This window comes from Streptococcus plurextorum DSM 22810 (assembly GCF_000423745.1).
Lineage (GTDB): Bacteria > Bacillota > Bacilli > Lactobacillales > Streptococcaceae > Streptococcus > Streptococcus plurextorum.
On the sequence record NZ_AUIO01000001.1, the window covers coordinates 278,659 to 297,783 of the forward strand.

Genomic DNA, 19,125 nt, shown 5'->3' on the forward strand with positions numbered 1-19,125 from the left:
ACGTCGCCAGGGATTTTTGAGATCCTAGACTCAAAAATGAGGCATGGCATTCCAAAGAAAGCCACTACCGTCTCTATCACTTAAGAAAAATAGCAAAAGGACCTTTTCTTCAATATTTAAAAAAATCCCGAAAATGGAAGTATGACATTCAGCAGTTTAAGAAAATCTGAGTTCATACACCTTATAAGAGCAATAAAAAACGGCAATTTGCCGTTTTTTTATTGTATTGTTTTATGAATTAAACGTTTACTCATTAAAACCAATCAATTATGGGACAAAGGTTAATCTAAAGTCATTCTGTCAAGTATGATTTAAAATCTTGATAATTTTTGTTTGTGGCTAGTTCTGGATTTTCACCAAAGAAAGCTTTTCCAGCTTCTTTATCATTCATTAGATAATACCTAAACCAGGCTGTCATATAGGCATCAAACTGCAAGTATGAGTCACCATGGTCAACATTCGTTTTTCGTACATAAACTTTATCAACATTTGTTAGAAGATTAAAATTTTCTTCCAAACTCCACAAGGGTGTGATCCCTTGCATGATTCCTGCCTTTTCATCAGACTCCTGATTTGCTGATGTTGCAGTTCCTGCGTCAAAAGCTCCTGTACCAGCAGTTAGAAAGGTTGGAACTGTCACTTTTGAAATGTCATATTGCCAACCATCTTGAAAAACATTGGAATGATAGGATGAGGTCGCACTCACAGCATATACTGTTTTAATCAGGTCTGCATGTGGCTGGATTGTTGCCATGTTAAAGACAGCTACGCCACCTTGAGAATGTCCTCCAATACCAATTTTTTCTAAATTCACTTTCTGATACAATACACTATCAGGATTTTCATTTTCTTTTATCAACAAGTCAATTGCAGCATTCAATGATTCCCCAGTTCTTGAATTTTCATCATCAGTTACAACCGTAATGAATCCCCAAGAAGATAAATGATTCAGAAACGACTGATATGTACCTGATTTCGACCCAGTTCCGTTTGCCCATAGGACAACTGGAGCATGAGTGTCATTTTTTTCAAGCTCACTCGGATAACGAATGATAAATTGACCAATATTTTTATTATCGGAAGGAAATACTTTCTCTGAAACCTCACTTGGCCCCATGGGGGCGTAAGTTTGTTCGATCACTCCAACAGGATTGGAGTACTTGTAATATGAGTCAGTTCTCTGCTTAGCTAGAAAACCAAATGCCAAGACTGCTACCAAAACGATACCGATGATCACTAGCAACGTAATGATTATTACTTTCAAAAATTTCATCTCTTCATTCTCCGAATTAGTTATTGACAGGCATGTAGAGATTCAAGTACTCTTCAACAGTCTCCATATATTCTTGGTAAAGTTTGCTATCATTTTGTAATCCATGACCGGAGTGTGGCATTTCAAAATACTTGTAATCAATTTTATTTTCTTCCAAAGTCTGTAAAAGTCGCTGTTATGCTTGGAATGGTTGCATTTTGTCATGTGTACCATAAGCGACAACAGTAGCTGGTGAATTTTCCGTAATCCACTCAGAAGCAGCAATCGGTTTGACTTTTTCAAGATAGCTACCATCTGCTATCATTTCCGCAGTGATTTCTTCACCACTCATGACGCTTAATAAATTTGCACCTGCTTCTCTTGATTCTTCAGTATCCTGACCCAAACCAAATATTCCCCAATCTTCTACATAAAAACTGGATGGACCCACAGCTCCAAAGGTTAATTTAATTGGAACAGGGCTATTTGCACCGTCACGATAAGAGTATAGCATCGCCAAAGCATGTCCAGCACTACCACCTGCTACTGCCATTTCATCAATGTTATAGCCATATTCTTTAGCTGCATCAATGACTTTGGGAATAGCTTCCTTAATTTCGTTAGACTGACTCAGCACACTCGCAGTGTTGGTTTCATTTCGTAAAGTATAGTTAATTCCAGCTGCGACATATCCCTTAGAAGTTAACCAAGATAGCATGGCCTCATCATCGGATTTATCTCCAGTAGTAAAACCACCAGCATGAAGATAGATAACTAAGCCATAATGTTCTTTACTATTATCTTTAGGAAGATAAAGGTCAAATTTATTGGCTTCACCTTCACCATAGGCTAAGTCAGTATATCTTGTTCCTATATCATCTGACCAAGTAACGCTATAATCCTTGGTCCAAGCTGGTTTTATGGCAAATGTAGACACAATACCAAGTGCCAACGAAATGACAAATGTCAGAATGCTAATAAATACAAACATTTTCTTTCCCATCTTCACTTTTCTCATAAGAAATTACCTCCAAATAAGGTCCCTCCTAGTAGAGTATTCATCACAAATCTCATCAATAATCGACCGAGTACAAAACCCACAAGGGCGAGCAGTAGCAATATAATTATCCTTTTTTTATTAGCCATTGACATTCCTCATTTCTTTCTCCTTTTCTACTGAGATATAATCTTGACAAATATTGTAGTTTTGCTAAAATATGTAACAAGTGTATCACGTAAATGTATTAGAGTCAATGCTGCTACGACAAAATGTAACAAACAAGGAGGAAGTGTAACATGACCCAAAACTTACGTGCAAAAGATTTTATTGTTCAAGCTCTTTTTAAGTTAATCGAATCAAAAAATTACGATGATATTACCATCACAGATATCGCAAAAAAAGCGGGTGTCACACGAATCAGTTTTTACAGAAACTTTGACAGCAAGGAAGATATCTTGCGACAAGAAATGAAGAAACGCTATGAAACTCAAAAACTCACTAAAGATACAGAGTTTTCAATCGGATTTATGTTCGAGTTCTTCAATCAAAACAAGGATCTAATCTCAGTATTATTTAAGAGTAAGAAAGAAGTCTTATTACTCGAATTAATTGAATCAGACAATATAACACAACTGCCACTGGAAGTAGCTTATAGTGTTGCCACAGTCAATTATCTACTTCTTGGCTGGGCAAATGCCTGGTATCAAAGAGGTATGGTTGATTCAACAGAAGAGATTTTGAAGAGAATCAAACAGTGATAATTATTCCAAATCTTCTACTGAATGAATCTCTATAGTAACCTTATCCACATTCAATTTTTTCTTGTAAGACTCTGTTAATTCCCCAAAAACTCATCATCCGTCTCAATCTCCAAAATCTCAATTAAAGCCTTGGCGGTATTTGTTAAGTGGAAGTCACTGTATTCAAAAGTTATTCTTTCAGCCTTGAAATATCACCGCCTTTGACACCATACTTGGTGAATAGGTATTCTAGTCGGTCTTCGAATCGTGTAGATGAAGAAAATTCTTTTAATCCTGTAAAATGAGACTTTTAAGCCTAATCCATCACATGAAATACTGCAAAACTTAAACTAGATTTGTCGGTCCAAATTTGACAAAATTGTGATTCGCAAGCCAACTGGCACGAAACGCAACCGAATTATCCAGATAGGCATTTATTACAATTTCATCGAAAAACTAAACAACAAAAAAGCGAGTCAGGTGGACTGACTCGCTACTATTAACCCGAATAACTGAACCGCTAGGTGTCAGCTCGGCTAATCGGGATTTTCTTTTTTATAAACTTCTTAACCTTCCAAGGCTTGAGCTGCTGTAATGATACCAAGTTTATAAATATCATCAGCTGATGAGCCTCGTGAAAGATCGTTAACCGGCTTATTAAGACCTTGAAGAATCGGTCCAATTGCCTCAAACATTCCTAGGCGCTGTGCAATTTTATAACCAATATTTCCTGACTGAAGATCTGGGAAAACAAAGACATTTGCCTGACCTGCAACTGGGCTATCTGGTGCTTTGATTTTAGCAGTACTTTCATCAAATGCAGCATCAAACTGCAACTCACCGTCAAGCGCCAATTCTGGACGTAGTTCTTTAGCAATTTTTGTAGCTTCTGCTACCTTCTCAACCTGAGAACCTTGACCAGAACCATAAGTTGAGAAACTCAACATGGCCACTTTTGGATCAATATCAAAAATCGCTGCTGTTTCAGCTGTATTAACTGCAATCTCAGCTAATTCTTGAGCATTAGGATCAATATTAATCGCACAGTCAGCCATGATGTAACGTTCCTTAGTGTTTTCACGGTTCATTAGGAAAACACCCGACGTACGCGAAATACCTGGTTTCGTCTTGATAGTCTGAAGAGCTGGACGAACTGTATCTGCTGTTGAGTGAATCGCTCCTGAAACCATACCATCAGCAAAGCCCATTTGTACCAACATCACTCCAAAATAGTTAACATCGCGCAAAATGGTATCTGCCTGCTCTGGTGTTGCCTTTCCTTTACGAATCTCTAGGAAGGTTTCCTTCATTGCATCAAAGTCAGCATAGGTCGTTGGGTCAATAATGGTTACACGAGGATCTTCAAAACCAAGATTGGTCAAAAGCCCCGTAACTTCTTCTGGCTTCCCAAGAATAATTGGCTCAAGCAAACCTTCAAATTTCAAACGTGCTGCCGCACGAACCACACGTTCATCATTTCCTTCTGGGAATACAATCTTAATGTGTTTTCCAACAATTTTGCTACGTAAATCACCAAATAAACTACGCATTTGAATCAACCTCTTTATTTTTTTCTTGTAAATCTAGAATAACCCTTTCCATATCTGATGTCAAGGGAGACTGGTGCACCTTTTGTGTTTTTGTGAAAGGGTCTACGAATGACAGGTAGTGGCAATGAAGGGCTTGGCGGTCAATACCGTAATCCAAACTCCCCCCATACAGGTCATCTCCCAATAGTGGGTGACCGATATGAGCAAAATGTACCCTGATTTGATGAGTCCTGCCTGTATGTAAACGAATGTCAACTAACTTTACCTTACCAAAGCTTTGAACCAGCTTATAAGAGGTATGGGCATATTTACCAGACGGATTAATACACCGTGTGATAATGCTATCCGTAGGTCTTGCAATTGGCGCTATTATATCGCCTTCTTCTGGTAAATCAGTATCACCCGCAACCAAGGCATAGTAACGCTTTTCAATACGTTTTTGTTGCAACTGTTTATCTAACCTGGCATGGGCATAGCCATGCTTGGCAAATAACATGAGACCACTAGTGTCCTTATCTAGTCTGGTCACAATATGAACTTGCTGGTTAGGGTATTGTTTTGATACATAGTAGCCTTTGACACGATTTGCCATGGTGTGAGAATGAAGACTGCTTGGAATGCTTGCAATCCCATGAGGCTTATCAAGCACTAAAAAATGATCGTCTTCGTCTACTACGGATAAAGGTTGAAAAACAGGTTTTAAACTCCCTGATAAATCTGCTTCATTAGGGATGTCAACCGTCACGACATCACCAACCTTTAAAACATAAATCGCATTTTCTTCCTTGCCATTAACCCAAATACGGCCACCTTTGAACTTTATCTTCGCTAGTAGCCCTTTTGAAATCTCGTGTTCTTTCAATAAACTTTTAACCTGACAAGGTCTATGAGCCACATACTCAAATCTCATGGTCTTCTCCTATGAAGGCTTCCTTAACTCGTAACCAGAAACTTGTATGTCGTGGTGTCGCCACAAAACTAATCTTGTCACTATCAATCTCGTAGGTCACTGATTGCACATTCCGATGATGATAGGTCTTATTATCAATTGTTAGCACATAAGAGCCCGCTCGTTTGGGAATGATTTCAATTTTATCCTTTTTAGGGACAATAATAGAACTTCCCAAGGTTCGGTAGACACGATTATTCAGACTAGCAATTTCTGTCAATTGCAAAGCTTCAATGGTCGGGTGTAAAATTGCTCCACCCAATGATTTGTTATAGGCTGTAGACCCTGTTGGCGTCGATACCGCCAATCCATCGCCACGAAACTGCTCCAGTGGCACATGATTGACCAAGACATCAGCTACCATGGTTTTTTCCATTCGTTTAATCGTCGCTTCATTTAAAGCTAACGAAGTGATAACACGTCCATCAGCCAGTGTCAGACTGACTTTTAAGATGGGGTAAGAAACCTTCTCTCCTGTGTCCTCACGAAGATTTTGCAACAATTCATCAACTTCAAAATCACGGTAGTCGGTATAAAACCCTAGATGCCCTGTGTGAACCCCGACAAAACGTACGCGCGACAACTCTTTTTCATAGGAATGAAAGGCTGATAGAAGCATCCCATCTCCACCAATAGAAATGACAATATCAGGATTTTTCTTGGTTAGATAAAAATCTGGATCGTTCATCAAGGCTTTAAAAATTTTGTCGGCAACTCGTCTGCTCTGAGGCTTGCCATTCGCAATAATTGCTACTTTTTTACTATCTGTAAAATTCATCGGTGTCATCACTATTTCCTACGCCATCACTGAGCTTTCTACTATCATGATCAAATAAAAGTTGGGCTTCGCGAATTTCTTCTTTAATCTTCCGCATCTCCTCATCCAACTCGAGGGCAATTTTAGCTGTAATTTCCAAACGTCGCTTAAGTTCATCGGGGAATTTTCCTTGATATTTGTAATTGAGAGAATGCTCAATAGTGGCCCAAAAATTCATGGCTAGGGTACGAATCTGAATCTCAGCTAGAACCGTCTTAGGACCATCGATGGTATTAACAGGATAGGAGACAATGACATGGTAAGAACGGTAGCCGCTTGCTTTCATGTTAGCAATATAATCCCTCTCTCTGATAACCGTCATGTCTGTTCTGGAACGGATCAATTCTAAAACATCATCAATGTCATCGACAAACTGAACCATGATACGCAAACCGGCAATATCTTCAACCTCCTGAGCCATATTCTCAAAGGCTATGTGACGCCGTTCCAGTTTTTCTTTGATACTCTCTACCGATTTGACACGTCCCGTGACAAATTCAATCGGAGAGTGGCGATTCTGCTTGCGGAACTGTTTACGAATGCCTCGAAGTTTTATTTTTAGTTCCCCGACAGTCTGAATGTATGGATCCAAAAAATATTCCCAATCAAAACTCATTAGCGCCCTCTTTTCTTGTCAAATATCCAACTTTAAGCTAAAATGAACACAACATCTAATTATAACATATTTTGGGAATTTTAAGAGAAAGAAACATTATCATGCCTACGCTAGAAATCGAATACAAAACCTTACTAACTCAGGATGAATTTCAACGACTGGAAGCTCGTTTTTCCCATGTTAAACCTCTAACTCAGACGAACTATTACTTAGACACTAAGACAAATGACATCAAAAACCACCGAATGTCCCTGCGCATTCGGACATTCTCAGACAAGGCTGAACTGACACTCAAAGTACCACAAGAAGTCGGCAACCGAGAGTACAATCAGAGCTTGGCGCTTTCTGATGCTAAAAACTATATCAAAACTGCTACCCTTCCTGAAGGGGAAATCCTCTCCCTTCTCCTGGAACGAAAAATTCCTCTTGAAGACCTCATGGTCCTTGGGCATTTAACAACCATAAGAAGAGAGACGCTTACCCCTATCGGTCTTCTCGCTCTAGACTACAACCAGTACGCTGGTATCAAAGATTACGAACTAGAATTAGAAGTTCAGGATCCTGAAGTGGGAAAAAAAGATTTTGACCATTTCTTAGAAGAGCACAATATTGCCTTTAAATATGCTAAAAGCAAGGTTGCTAGATTTGTCAGTACCTTAAAAAGATAATGAACGAGGAGACTTTTTAGAGTCTCCTTTTGTTTTTCGTCACTCTCTTAATGATTTTTAAGAGATTTTTTGATAAAATAAGAGAGAAAAATTTTCATGTGTATCAAAAAGGAGTCTTTGACATGGCTGACAAAAAAATGAAACTCTTCTCCCTCTCATCTAACCCAGACATCGCCAATCACATTGCCGAAGCTGTCGGTGTCCCACTAAGCAAATTGTCTTCTCGTCAGTTTGCGGACGGGGAAATCATGGTCAATCTAGAGGAGAGCGTTCGTGGTGTTGATGTCTATCTCATCCAATCCACAAGCTACCCTGTCAATGATAATCTCTGGGAACTATTGATTGCAGTCGATGCTTGTAAGCGAGCAAGCGCTAATAGCGTAACGGTTGTCATGCCTTATTTTGGTTACTCACGTCAGGATCGTGTCGCTGCCCCACGTGAACCCATTACAGCTAAACTAGTTGCTAACATGCTGGTCAAGGCAGGTGTTAATCGAGTGGTTACTCTAGATTTGCACGCTATTCAGGTTCAAGGCTTCTTTGATATCCCAGTAGGTAACCTCTTCACCGTACCGCTGTTTGCTAAACACTATATCGAAAAAGGATTGACTGGCTCTGATGTTGTCGTGGTTAGTCCAAAAAATTCTGGCATTAAACGTGCTCGTAGTTTGGCGGAATATCTAGATGCTCCTATTGCCATCATTGACTATGCCCAAGATGATTCCAATCGTGAAGCTGGCTATATCATCGGTGAGGTAGCAGGGAAAAAAGCTATTCTCATCGACGACATTCTAAATACTGGTAAAACCTTTGCTGAAGCCGCTAAAATTGTTGAACGTGGAGGAGCGACTGATATTTATGCCGTTGCCAGCCACGGTCTCTTCGCAGGTGGAGCCGCAGATATTTTGGACCTTGCTCCTATCACAGAAATTTTAGTGACCAATTCTGTGGTTACTAAAGAACGCCAACCTGCAAAAATCCATTACCTCTCTGCAAGCGAGCTCCTTGGGGAAGCCCTTGAACGTATCCACAAACGTCAACCGGTCAGCCCACTTTTCACTTATAAACCAGAATAATAGACATGATTTATTTTGATAATGCCGCCACGACACCCTTAACACCTACTGTTATCGCTGCTATGACAGAGGCATTAGAAACTTCCTATGGCAACCCATCTAGTCTCCATAGCTATGGCCGCAAAGCAAAGCAACTCCTCAGAACTTATCGCTCTGCTATTGCCCGATGTCTAGAAACCAGCGAAAGCCATATCATCTTTACAAGCGGTGGCACTGAAAGCAATAATACCGCTATCATTGGCTACGCGCTCGCTAATCAGGATAAAGGAAGGCACTTGATTACAAGCGCCACAGAGCATCATTCGGTCTTACATGCCATGTCCTATCTAGAGAGTCGCTTTCATTTTGACGTCACTTACTTGCAGCCAATCCATCAGCAAATCTCTGCTCAACAGGTGCAAGAAGCCTTACGATCAGACACTATTTTGGTTTCTATCATGCACGCCAATAATGAAACGGGAGATTTAAACCCAATTTCAGAAATCGGTCAGGTTCTTAGCACTCATCAAGCCGCTTTTCACGTAGATGCTGTACAAACACTTGGTAAAATCCCTGTTCTCCCCGACCAGTGGCAGATTGACTTCCTATCAGCTTCTGCCCATAAATTTCACGGTCCAAAGGGAGTTGGATTACTCTACGCCAAGCCCTTAGTATTTGATAAACTCCTGCACGGCGGAGATCAGGAAAATAAGCGTCGCGCCTCAACAGAAAATATGCCTTCTCTGGCTGGCATGAGCACCGCTTTGATCGAAAGTGTCGAAAACATGGCTGCCAGCTACCAAAAAGTATCACAGTGTCGAGAGGCTTTGCTGACAGGACTTGATGGGACCGATTACTACATCAATGCCAACCAAGAGAGTTTGCCTCATGTCTTAAATATCGGCTTTCCTGGTGTCGACAATGGCCTTTTACTAACCCAATTAGATCTAGCTGGATTTGCCGTCTCAACTGGATCAGCTTGCACCGCAGGAGCCGTTACACCTAGCCATGTCCTAACCAGTTACTACGGCAAACAATCGCCAAGACTAAAAGAATCCATTCGCATCAGTTTCAGCGATCAAAATACTCCTGAACAAGCAAGACTATTAGCCCAAAAACTAAAAGAACTACTAAAGAAATGAGGAAATTTATGGCCTTTGAACATGAAATTCACTTAACAGATTGTCGGTTTAGCTATGCTATTAGCCCAAAAATCAAAAAATATACCCTTCGTGACACCACCTTCATGCCAACTAAGATTGGTAACTATGAATTAACCCGTTTGTTGGAAGAAGTTCCAAATTCAGGAGAAGGTTTTCCGTTGAAAATCACGATTAATAAAGCATTAACAGGCTTCAAATTAACCATTACAGATAAATCTGGTCTTCGCTTGGTTAATATTTTTAAAAAAGAGGAGCATAAAATTATCCGTGACAAGTTCTACTTCTTAATGGACAGCCTTGTCGAGCGCGATATTTTTACCAAGACTGAAAAATAAGAGACAGCCTGTTTCTTATTTTTTGTTGCATTTTTCACAAACTTTCTTTATAATATGAATATCCATAAAATGAAACTATTATCAGAGAGGGACACCATGCTTGAAAAACAAATTCCAAATGCAACAGCAAAGCGCCTTGCTCTCTACTATCGTATTTTTAAACGTCTCCATTCTGAAAATACTGTGAAGGCTAGCTCCCAACAAATCGCTGACGCCATGGGGATTGATCCTGCAACTGTTCGTCGAGATTTTTCTTATTTTGGTGAACTTGGTCGACGAGGCTTTGGCTACGATACCCGAAAACTAATGGATTTTTTTGCTGATCTTTTAGGAGACCACTCGACCACTAATGTTATGCTTGTTGGGGTTGGAAATATCGGACGTGCTCTCCTTCATTATCGTTTCCATGATCGTAATAAAATGCAAATTACATTAGCCTTTGATACGGATGATAATGAACTGGTGGGCAGTCAAACAAGCGACGGTATCCCCATCTACGGGATTTCTTCTATCAAAGAACGCCTGAAGGATTCTCCTATCGAGACAGCTATCCTAACCGTTCCCTCCATCAAGGCACAAGAAGTCACAGATATTTTGGTCGAAGCTGGTATTCGTGGGATACTGAGTTTCTCACCCATTAATCTTCAGGTCCCAGATCACGTCATCGTGCAATATGTTGACCTAACTAGCGAACTTCAGACACTCCTTTACTTTATGAATAATCACCAAGACAACTAAAAAAGAGAGCCCGTTCGGCTGGTTCTCTTTTTTAATTTTAGAAAGATATTCTCATGACAAAACAAATGATAATCGGTATTGCCGCAAACCAAAGACAGACCAATCTCGATGCAGTCCCCTGGTCTTATACACCTGCTGGATTTCCAAATGCAATTATTGAGGCCGGCGGCCTTCCACTGATGATTCCAATCAATAAACCTGAAACAGCCAAAACTTACATTGATATGATTGATAAATTGATTCTAACAGGTGGTCAAAATGTCAATCCTAAGTACTACGGCGAGGAAAAAGATCCCCTTGCAGAAGATGATTATTTAGAAGAGAGAGATCGCTTTGAAGTTGCCCTAGTCAAGGAAGCTCTGGCACAAAAGAAACCGATTTTTGCCGTCTGTCGTGGCATGCAGCTGATGAATGTTATCTTGGGTGGCAGTCTTCATCAAAACATTCCTAACCATTGGCAAGATGAAGAAGGTAATATTGTCACTCAAACCATGATGGTCGAAAAAGACAGTCGCTTAGCTTCTATCTATGAAAACAACTGCTCCATTAATTCCTATCATCGCCAGGCCATCAAAGAGTTGGCACCTGGTTTACGTGTCGTCGCTGAATCCCCTAGTGACCATATCATCGAAGCTGTTGAATCAAGTCATGACCATATGTCCTATCTTGGTGTCCAGTGGCACCCAGAATTATTGGTTGAAACCGACAAGAACCATAGTAAAAAACTCTTTCATTTCATTGTCAATGAACTCTAACAAAGTTCGGTTTCTTCACGAAAACTATAGTATTGATCCCGTCCGACAATCAGATGATCTAAAAAAACGACGCCAAGGTCTTCACAAGAACGTTTGATTTTCTCTGTAAAGAGAAAGTCATTTTTACTTGGCTCAGCAAGTCCTGAGGGATGATTATGGACAATAATTAAGGAAGTTGCCATATGTTTACAAGCATAATGTAGAATCTCTCTAGGCTCTGCAATCGACTGCCTGACAGTCCCTATAAAGACTGTTTTCTCAGCAATAATCCGATTCTGAGTATCTAGGTAGAGTGCAACCACATGCTCTTGCTTTTTATCCCCCAATTCAAGCATCATCCGACGAGCCAAACCATTACTGGACAATATGCGTTCTGAGCTCTGCACATCCGTTTTATGAATACGACTAGCTAGTTCAATCATCGCTTTGATTTCAATCGATTTAACTGGACCAATGCCAGAAATGTCTTTGAGTTCTTCTAACGTAAGCTGTCGCAAATCAGCTAAACTATCAAGACGATTTAAAATCGCACCAGCTATCGTCAGGACATGCTCATTTTTAGTTCCTGTTCGTAGCAAAATCGCTAGCAATTCTTGATTACTTAACCGTTCAGCCCCCTCTAGTACTAATCTTTCTCTAGGGAGAAGGGCTTCTTTTTGTAACTGAATACTATACATCTCAACCTCCTACCTATCTATTCGTTATCTGACAAAAAAATCCCCTAAGTCAAGAAAATTCCTGAACTTAAGGGACAAAAAATAAAATAAGGAGACTAATGTTGGGGGTGATGTTACCTATCCTGTTCATTAGATAACATCAGAAAAACCATTTATCGTCTTGGATAGGCTTAGCGTCTTTTCTACGACGCGGTCCTGTTCCATAACGTTCGCGATCAACGTCCTCTTTATAGGGTAAAAAGACCGCTAAAACAATGTAGAGAAAGAGAGCAAAACCAAAGGAGAAATACATGAATATTGCCGTCAAAATACGAACTAGAGATACATCCCAATGGAATTTATCGGATAGGCCTGATAACACTCCTGCTAAGAGTTGCCCCTGTCGTTTTTTATAAAAAATAGGTTCCACGAAATCTCCTCCTCTATTGATTGATATGATTATTTTACATGACTTCATGCCAAAAGAAATCAGCCTTGCGACTGATTTTTGAGAAAAACCAATCAGTAGAAGATTCTAATAACACTAGTCCTGACGGGTTAATGATTTGAAAGAAAACTAGACCAAAACGCCTTTAAACAGTGGTGTTAAAGCCACTAATCGAAAATAAATATTGCCATAAGGGGTTATCTTTTCCTTAGTTGCTCCATAATGAAGCCAAAAAATCAGTCCTAGGACTGATTTTTCAGATATAAGCCTCCTCGGCAGACACCGCAACGGTATTTTTTGGTGTCAATGCGACGTTGCCTGCGATAAAGCTGTCCACAGGATTGGCAAAGATAAGTATAGCGATAAGATGTTTCTGCTGAAGCTGGGACATGGCGCAATCCATCGACCTGTGCTAATAAATCCTTAAAATTGCGGTCAGCATGCTTGTATCCCTTGCGCTGATAGTAGAGGTGATAATGGCAAAGCTCGTGCCTGACAATTTTTCGGAAAACCTCAAGCCCGTGCTCCTCCAAAACCTTTGGGTTAAAATCCAGATGCCCATCTTTTGGAAAAAAGCGGCCACCTGTACTTCTTAAACGCTTGTTCCAATAAGCACGATGCCGAAATTCCCAGCCAAAGTCCAGCCTTGATACTTCTTTAACGTAATTAGTCAAATCCATTTGGTTTTAAGAGGCTAAGGCCTATACGATTACGATCAAGGTCCAGCTCTACCACCCAAACCGTGACAATATCACCAACCGACAAGACCTCGCTTGGATGCGGATAGGCTTTTGGATGACCATTTTTGTCGCGCTGGCGTTTAACCATCCGAGACTGGTGAATGAGACCATCCTCATGCACGCCAATATCAACAAAAGCTCCAAAATCAACAACATTCCTTACGGTTCCTTGCAACTCCTGACCAAGCTGCAAATCTTTGACGTCTAGCACATCCTGACGAAGGACAGGAGCCTCAAAATCATCCCGTAAATCGCGACCTGGCTTCAGTAAATCCGCAATGATGTCAGATAAAGTTTCCTGCCCTAGACCAAGTTCAGTAGCCATGTTCGCCACATCGACCGATTGGAGCTTGGTATTGCTGCTGTCATCCAAAACTACGATATCTAACTTAGCTAGCAAGGCTTTAACAGCAGGATAAGATTCTGGATGAACACCTGTGTTGTCCAAAATATTTTTAGCCCCTGGAATGCGCAAGAAACCTGCCGCCTGTTCAAAGGCTTTTGCCCCTAAACGAGGGACTTTTTTGATTTCCGCACGAGAGCTGATTTGCCCATTTTCCTCACGGTATTTGACGATATTCTCTGAAATAGTCTTATTGAGGCCTGCTACGTGAGACAAGAGGGCGGAACTAGCCGTATTGACATTGACACCAACCTGGTTAACCACCGTATCAACCACAAAGTCTAGGTTTTCAGCCAATTTTTTCTGGCTGACATCATGCTGGTATTGACCAACGCCGATTGATTTAGGGTCAATCTTAACCAGTTCTGCCAGTGGGTCTTGTAACCGTCTAGCGATAGAAATCGCTGAGCGTTTTTCAACGGTCAAGTCTGGAAATTCCTGTCTGGCTAATTCTGAGGCAGAGTAGACCGAAGCACCGCTTTCATTGACAATGACATAAGAGGTCTCAGGAAAGTCTTTTAGCACTTCTGCCACGAAACTTTCTGATTCGCGACTAGCGGTACCATTACCGATGGCAATGATCTCGATGCGATACTGACGGATTAAGTCGGCTAAGTCGTTTTTTGCCTGAGCAATCTTTGCTTGACTAGCTGGAGCAACAGGGTAGATAACCTTTGTCTCCATGAGTTTTCCTGTCTGATCAACCACTGCAAGCTTCGCACCCGTACGAAAAGCCGGGTCAAAACCTAGCACCATCTTCCCTTTTAAAGGAGCGATAAGCAGAAGATTCCTTAGGTTTTCTGAGAAGAGGGCGATAGCCCCATCTTCTGCCATTTCAGATAATTCGGTACGAATACGACGCTCCATGGCTGGAACGATTTTCTTTTTAAGGGCATCTTGGACGAAACGCTTGATGTAGTCATTTTTCTCCTTAAAACGTGCCTCATAAAAACGCGTCATTTTCTCAAAATTGTGGTCAAAAGCAATCTTTAGAATGCCTAATTTCTCTCCACGATTGAGTGCTAGGACTTGATAGCCTTGTAATCTTGTGACTTTTTCTGAAAAGTCATAGTAGAGTTTAAAGACTTGCTTATCATCTTCGTCTTGATTTTTAAGCCCTGATTGCAAAAGACTATTGGTCCAAATGTCGTTGTAAGTCCATGAACGGAGTTTGACATCTTCTGCAAGTGCTTCAGATAAAATATCACAAGCGCCAGCCAAAGCCTTTTCAGCTGTCTCAAATCCTTCTGTGATAAATGACTCCGCTTCTTTTTCAAGTGCAGGCACATTTTGCAAAATGAGGCGAGCCAAGGGGAAAAGCCCTGCTTCGCGAGCGATTGTTCCTTTTGTGCGACGTTTTTCTTTATAAGGGAGGTAGAGTTCCTCTACATCAGCCAGTTTTTGAGCCTCTTCTATCGCTTGCTTGAGTTGATCCGTCAGCTTTCCTTGCTCTTCGATTTTGGCTAAAACAGTAGCTTTACGATCAGACAACGCCGTCATGGACTTGTCTAAATCAATAATCGCCTTAATAGCAACCTCATCAAGATTACCTGTCTTTTCTTTGCGATAGCGAGCAATAAAAGGAATCGTATTTCCTTCGGCAGTCAGGACGAGTACCTGTTCAACTTGGTCTTCAGATAGCCCTAGCTCTAGGGCAATTGGTGTTAGATTTTGATTTTCCATAATGATTATTATAGCATATTACAAGCTAAAAAGCCCTTATATCAGTTAAGGACTTTGGCTGGTTTTTTCGAGCAAAAATTGCGATATTTGTAAGGCAACTTCTTGACTTTTGTCATGATAGAAATAGTGAGGTGCATCATAAGTGATGACAGTGGCATCTGTCAGTTGATTTGCAAAATCTAGAGCATAAGCCCGCCACTCTTCCTTAGAAAAACTCGTACCTTGACCATTTGAGGTTAACAAAAGTATGGGCTGCTGAGGAGGTCTCAAGCGACTAACCAAGGCTACATTTCCCTTGATAGCTTTAGTTTCATTGAGCATGGCTGTTGAAAGGATTTTTTGATGAAAAATTGCTTGATAAAGTTCCTTTTCGGATTCTGTCAGCTTCGTATTTTTCACATAGACATGCTCTGGAACTAGCCGGCTAAAGCCAAGATTTTTTGCCACTTTCCCTAATGACAAGAGTGAGAGATTGACTTGAAGATTGGCATAGCTTTCGGGAAGTGCAAAATCAAGGCCGATGATAGCTGTGACTTCCTTAGGATAATATTGTGCCCAATAGAGGGCTTCAAGACTAGACATTGAATGGGCTACTAAGACATAGGGACCTGAAATCTTTGCTTGAGAAAGTGCTTGACGCGTGTCGGATAACAAAGTTGGTAACTCTCGTGAACGGGTGCTATCATCGCTAAATCCATAGCCAAAACGCTCAACAACGACGATCCGATAATGTTTAAATAATAGACTATAGAGGTCTTTAAAATCCAAAATAGGTGATGCTGTCCCTGCTCCTGATAAAAAAACTAAGGTGACGTCTCCGTTTCCCTCCGTATAAACTGACATTTTTTGACCAGCTACGTCAACCCTATTTCCCATGGGCTTCAACAAGGTTTGCTCCTTGTCACTAGACCAGACATGATAACAGAATAACATCAATACCAGCACCAAAAAAATAAGAATGATTTTCCCTAATTTTTTCATCATCAACTTCCCTATGATAACAGTTTTTATCCCTCATTGTATCACAGATGGCTACTGGCTACAAGACCATCTTCGTCAGACGCACGTCGTAGGTATGAAAAAATGCATGCAACTATTTTCTAGTTACATGCATTTTTTCAAAATATTTCTATAAAACTTACACTTTAACGGGGGTAATCCCTCATTTTCAAAGCTATTATATCACTTTTTTCAATCAAAAACGGATGTTAATATTGAAAATATGATTTCTGAAAGCAACATTTTCTTCTTGCGTCAGACTTTATTTCTTCCCTTCAAAATGCGCTCTAACTTTTGGAGCGACTTGTTCACCAAATAATCGAATAGCCTTCAGAGTTTCTTGATGTGGCATGGAGCCCACTGGCAAATGGAGCATGAAGCGGTCTAACTCTAAGTCTTCAATGATTTGAATGATCTTGTTCGCCACATAATCTGGATCACCGACAAACATTGCACCGTCTGGTCCCACCGACTTAAGATAGTCCTCATAGCTCAACTCACGCCAATGCGGACGGTCTTTGCTGATATTGTCTACGACTTGTTTGGTAGGGTAATAATAATCTGTAATCGCTTGTTCTGTGTCATCTGCAATCCATCCCCAAGAATGTGCCGCCACTTTGAGCTGTTCAGGGGCATGGCCATGTCGATTTCCAATTTCTTTATAAATGCGTACTAATTGTCGGAAGGCTTTTGGGTTTCCTCCAATAGTGGCGTAGGCGATAGGAAGCCCTTGCTCTGCAATGCGAACAGTCGAGTCAATATTCCCTCCTGTCGCAACCCATACCGGGAAATTTTCTTGAACTGCACGAGGGTAGACAGGGCGATTGTCTACAGATTGCGTATGCTTCCCTTTCCATTTGAGGTTGGTTTGTTCTCGAATGGTTAGGAGCATGTCTAATTTTTCATCAAAAAGCTCTTCGTAGTCTGCCAAATCGTATCCAAAAAGTGGAAAAGATTCGATAAAAGAGCCTCGCCCAGCCATAATCTCCGCTCTGCCATTTGACAAAGCATCAATTGTGGCATATTGCTGGTAAACTCTGACAGGGTCAATTGAGGACAAAATGGTCACCGCGCTGGATAAACGAATGTGTTTAGTATTAACAGCTCCTGCGGCTAAAATGATTTCTGGCGCCGATACTGCAAAATCCTCACGATGATGCTCACCAACAGCATAGATATCCAAGCCAACAGCATCTGCCAACTCAATTTCTTCAATCATGTTGCGAATGCGTTCGTCGTGAGAAATCACCTGTCCTGTTTTCTCAAGAGGAGTTGTTTCTCCAAAGGTTGATATGCCAAGTTCTATTGTCATTTTTATTGCCTTCCTTCTTTGTTTATAGTGGTATATTATCACTAGTTAGTAATAAAAGCAAGTGTTTTGCTCAAAAGGTCGGATAAAAAGACACCAGCTCCTACTAGTGTCTTGCGGTTTAACGTGTCACGCCATAAAACTGACAGCCCGTCCAAAGCCCTGTGACAATGGACTGAATAAGTTCGGGATCTCTGAGAAAATCTTGGATTGCCATCCCATCTAGGAAGCCTTGATTGGATTTGAAACCTGTAAAGGTCTGAACGCGGCTCTCCAACTCTTGCTGAAGAGGGAGGTAGGCATCGGGATTAGGCAAGGGATTATTAATATCATAATTGCCAGCTAAAAACGTCTCTTCTGTCATGTGATTAGCAAGCTCGCGAAGACCTTCGAAACGTCCAGGTTCAAACCCTGGTTGCTCGATATTAAGCACAGGCGTTCCTAGAGCCAAACAAGGCAAGGTCCCATGTAAGCGAGTCGTAATGACAAATCGGGCTGACTGATAGAGATAGAGGTAATATTGAGCTAACTTAAGCCGTCTTGTCGGCGTCATGTACCTGTGAGCAATATCGACCCCCATACGGATAACGGGCAAATGAGCCTCCCTTTCCACCTTATCAAAAACAGCGTTTGGCAGATCAATCGCTAAAATAAAATCTTGCTTTGGAATATGTGGTTCTGGCTTTAAGGTCAGTGTCAAACATGCCGAAAGGTAATGGTCAATCCCTAGGTCTTCTAAAAAAGCTTCGGTATCTTTACTTCTAGCCCCTACAGGTCCAAACTGACGGAAAAATGCTATCATTTCAGGACGCGAAAAAGCTTCTTTGACAGAGTCGTCAATATACGCTGAAATTAACAGCGGGTCTAAGTTAGCGATTTGCGGTGGAAAATGTTGTGGCCTGTGGGAATACCAACCATTCATGATGAGTTTAATAGGCTCATCTGTTTCAGGACGGAAATCCGTCATATAATCACGATTAATGTAATAATCAACTTCAGGCAAGAAACGCTTCGCTGCCAATGACTGGATATCATCCCCGATATTTGAAGTGGAATAAGTAAATAAAGCGTATTTGGTCATTGTGTTATATTCTTTCTCTCATTAAGTTTGTCAAAACAGTTAGCAAAGTGCCCTGCTGAGGAACAGAAAAATACTACTGCTCATTCCGCTCAAAACAGAGCGATTTTTCTATAGGTTTCTTGTCCCATTTATCAGACGCTACAAGATGTTTCCAGCGCTCTTCCTTGA

General features: G+C 40.9%; 20 protein-coding genes. 7 read left to right on the plus strand and 13 right to left on the minus strand.

Going from position 1 to position 19,125, the window contains the following annotated elements:
• Nucleotides 1-292 precede the first annotated feature (292 nt).
• Together G575_RS0101395 and G575_RS10900 are read right to left on the minus strand one after the other, a co-directional pair.
• Nucleotides 293-1,273, minus strand: a complete 981-nt coding sequence (locus G575_RS0101395) for an alpha/beta hydrolase family protein (protein ID WP_027971148.1) — start codon at nucleotides 1,271-1,273, stop codon at nucleotides 293-295.
• A gap of 175 nt (nucleotides 1,274-1,448) precedes the next feature.
• The gene (locus tag G575_RS10900; RefSeq protein ID WP_211218378.1) at nucleotides 1,449-2,270 is read right to left on the minus strand and encodes an alpha/beta hydrolase; all 822 of its coding nucleotides are present in this window, start codon (nucleotides 2,268-2,270) and stop codon (nucleotides 1,449-1,451) included.
• Between the two features lie 278 nt (nucleotides 2,271-2,548).
• Between G575_RS10900 and G575_RS10905 the strand changes: the two genes are divergently transcribed.
• Entirely contained in the window at nucleotides 2,549-3,010 is a 462-nt protein-coding gene (locus tag G575_RS10905; protein ID WP_051176860.1) for a TetR/AcrR family transcriptional regulator, read from the plus strand.
• Between the two features lie 548 nt (nucleotides 3,011-3,558).
• Here G575_RS10905 and pta read toward each other — a convergent pair.
• Genes pta through yjbM form a run of 4 tightly spaced genes read right to left on the minus strand, consistent with a single transcriptional unit; the run spans nucleotide 3,559 to nucleotide 6,924 of the window.
• Entirely contained in the window at nucleotides 3,559-4,548 is a 990-nt protein-coding gene (gene pta, locus G575_RS0101415; protein WP_027971149.1) for a phosphate acetyltransferase, read from the minus strand.
• Entirely contained in the window at nucleotides 4,535-5,452 is a 918-nt protein-coding gene (locus tag G575_RS0101420; protein ID WP_027971150.1) for an RluA family pseudouridine synthase, read from the minus strand. The genes pta and G575_RS0101420 overlap by 14 nt, the downstream gene beginning before the upstream one ends.
• On the minus strand, nucleotides 5,442-6,278 hold the full coding sequence (locus tag G575_RS0101425) for an NAD kinase (RefSeq protein ID WP_027971151.1): 837 nt from the start codon (nucleotides 6,276-6,278) through the stop codon (nucleotides 5,442-5,444). Before G575_RS0101425 ends, G575_RS0101420 begins: the two co-directional genes overlap by 11 nt.
• Nucleotides 6,253-6,924 carry a GTP diphosphokinase gene (yjbM, locus tag G575_RS0101430; RefSeq protein WP_027971152.1) on the minus strand — a complete coding sequence of 224 codons (672 nt, stop codon included), beginning with the start codon at nucleotides 6,922-6,924 and terminating at the stop codon, nucleotides 6,253-6,255. Before yjbM ends, G575_RS0101425 begins: the two co-directional genes overlap by 26 nt.
• Before the next feature lie 101 nt (nucleotides 6,925-7,025).
• Between yjbM and G575_RS0101435 the strand changes: the two genes are divergently transcribed.
• The 6 genes from G575_RS0101435 (at nucleotide 7,026) to G575_RS0101460 (ending at nucleotide 11,638) form a co-directional block, all read left to right on the plus strand.
• Nucleotides 7,026-7,592, plus strand: coding sequence for a CYTH domain-containing protein (locus G575_RS0101435; protein ID WP_027971153.1), 567 nt, complete (start codon nucleotides 7,026-7,028; stop codon nucleotides 7,590-7,592).
• A 122-nt stretch (nucleotides 7,593-7,714) separates the two neighbouring features.
• Nucleotides 7,715-8,668, plus strand: coding sequence for a ribose-phosphate diphosphokinase (locus G575_RS0101440; protein WP_027971154.1), 954 nt, complete (start codon nucleotides 7,715-7,717; stop codon nucleotides 8,666-8,668).
• Nucleotides 8,669-8,673: 5 nt separating this feature from the next.
• Nucleotides 8,674-9,789 carry a cysteine desulfurase family protein gene (locus G575_RS0101445; RefSeq protein WP_027971155.1) on the plus strand — a complete coding sequence of 372 codons (1,116 nt, stop codon included), beginning with the start codon at nucleotides 8,674-8,676 and terminating at the stop codon, nucleotides 9,787-9,789.
• An 8-nt stretch (nucleotides 9,790-9,797) separates the two neighbouring features.
• The gene (locus tag G575_RS0101450; RefSeq protein WP_027971156.1) at nucleotides 9,798-10,145 is read left to right on the plus strand and encodes a DUF1831 domain-containing protein; all 348 of its coding nucleotides are present in this window, start codon (nucleotides 9,798-9,800) and stop codon (nucleotides 10,143-10,145) included.
• A gap of 96 nt (nucleotides 10,146-10,241) precedes the next feature.
• On the plus strand, nucleotides 10,242-10,883 hold the full coding sequence (locus G575_RS0101455; RefSeq protein ID WP_037622435.1) for a redox-sensing transcriptional repressor Rex: 642 nt from the start codon (nucleotides 10,242-10,244) through the stop codon (nucleotides 10,881-10,883).
• 53 nt (nucleotides 10,884-10,936) lie between these two features.
• Nucleotides 10,937-11,638 (plus strand): gamma-glutamyl-gamma-aminobutyrate hydrolase family protein, encoded by a 702-nt coding sequence (locus G575_RS0101460; protein WP_027971158.1) that lies wholly within the window; start codon nucleotides 10,937-10,939, stop codon nucleotides 11,636-11,638.
• On the opposite strand, the gene radC is transcribed toward G575_RS0101460, so the two are convergent.
• The 7 genes from radC to G575_RS0101495 all read right to left on the minus strand — a co-directional run bounded on the left by radC (nucleotide 11,635) and on the right by G575_RS0101495 (nucleotide 18,957).
• Nucleotides 11,635-12,315, minus strand: a complete 681-nt coding sequence (radC, locus tag G575_RS0101465) for a RadC family protein (RefSeq protein WP_027971159.1) — start codon at nucleotides 12,313-12,315, stop codon at nucleotides 11,635-11,637. The genes G575_RS0101460 and radC overlap by 4 nt on opposite strands.
• 139 nt (nucleotides 12,316-12,454) lie before the next feature.
• On the minus strand, nucleotides 12,455-12,724 hold the full coding sequence (locus tag G575_RS0101470; RefSeq protein WP_027971160.1) for a PspC domain-containing protein: 270 nt from the start codon (nucleotides 12,722-12,724) through the stop codon (nucleotides 12,455-12,457).
• 260 nt (nucleotides 12,725-12,984) lie between these two features.
• Nucleotides 12,985-13,422: a SprT family protein gene (locus G575_RS0101475; protein WP_027971161.1), complete on the minus strand. Its 438-nt coding sequence runs from the start codon at nucleotides 13,420-13,422 to the stop codon at nucleotides 12,985-12,987.
• A complete protein-coding gene (locus tag G575_RS0101480; protein WP_027971162.1) occupies nucleotides 13,409-15,568 on the minus strand; it encodes a Tex family protein in 2,160 nt (719 codons plus the stop codon). The genes G575_RS0101475 and G575_RS0101480 overlap by 14 nt, the downstream gene beginning before the upstream one ends.
• Nucleotides 15,569-15,613: 45 nt before the next feature.
• Nucleotides 15,614-16,552, minus strand: a complete 939-nt coding sequence (locus tag G575_RS0101485) for an alpha/beta fold hydrolase (RefSeq protein ID WP_211218379.1) — start codon at nucleotides 16,550-16,552, stop codon at nucleotides 15,614-15,616.
• Nucleotides 16,553-16,829: 277 nt separating this feature from the next.
• Nucleotides 16,830-17,879: an LLM class flavin-dependent oxidoreductase gene (locus G575_RS0101490; protein ID WP_027971164.1), complete on the minus strand. Its 1,050-nt coding sequence runs from the start codon at nucleotides 17,877-17,879 to the stop codon at nucleotides 16,830-16,832.
• Nucleotides 17,880-17,997: 118 nt separating this feature from the next.
• Entirely contained in the window at nucleotides 17,998-18,957 is a 960-nt protein-coding gene (locus G575_RS0101495; protein WP_027971165.1) for a polysaccharide pyruvyl transferase family protein, read from the minus strand.
• Between the last annotated feature and the right edge of the window lie 168 nt (nucleotides 18,958-19,125).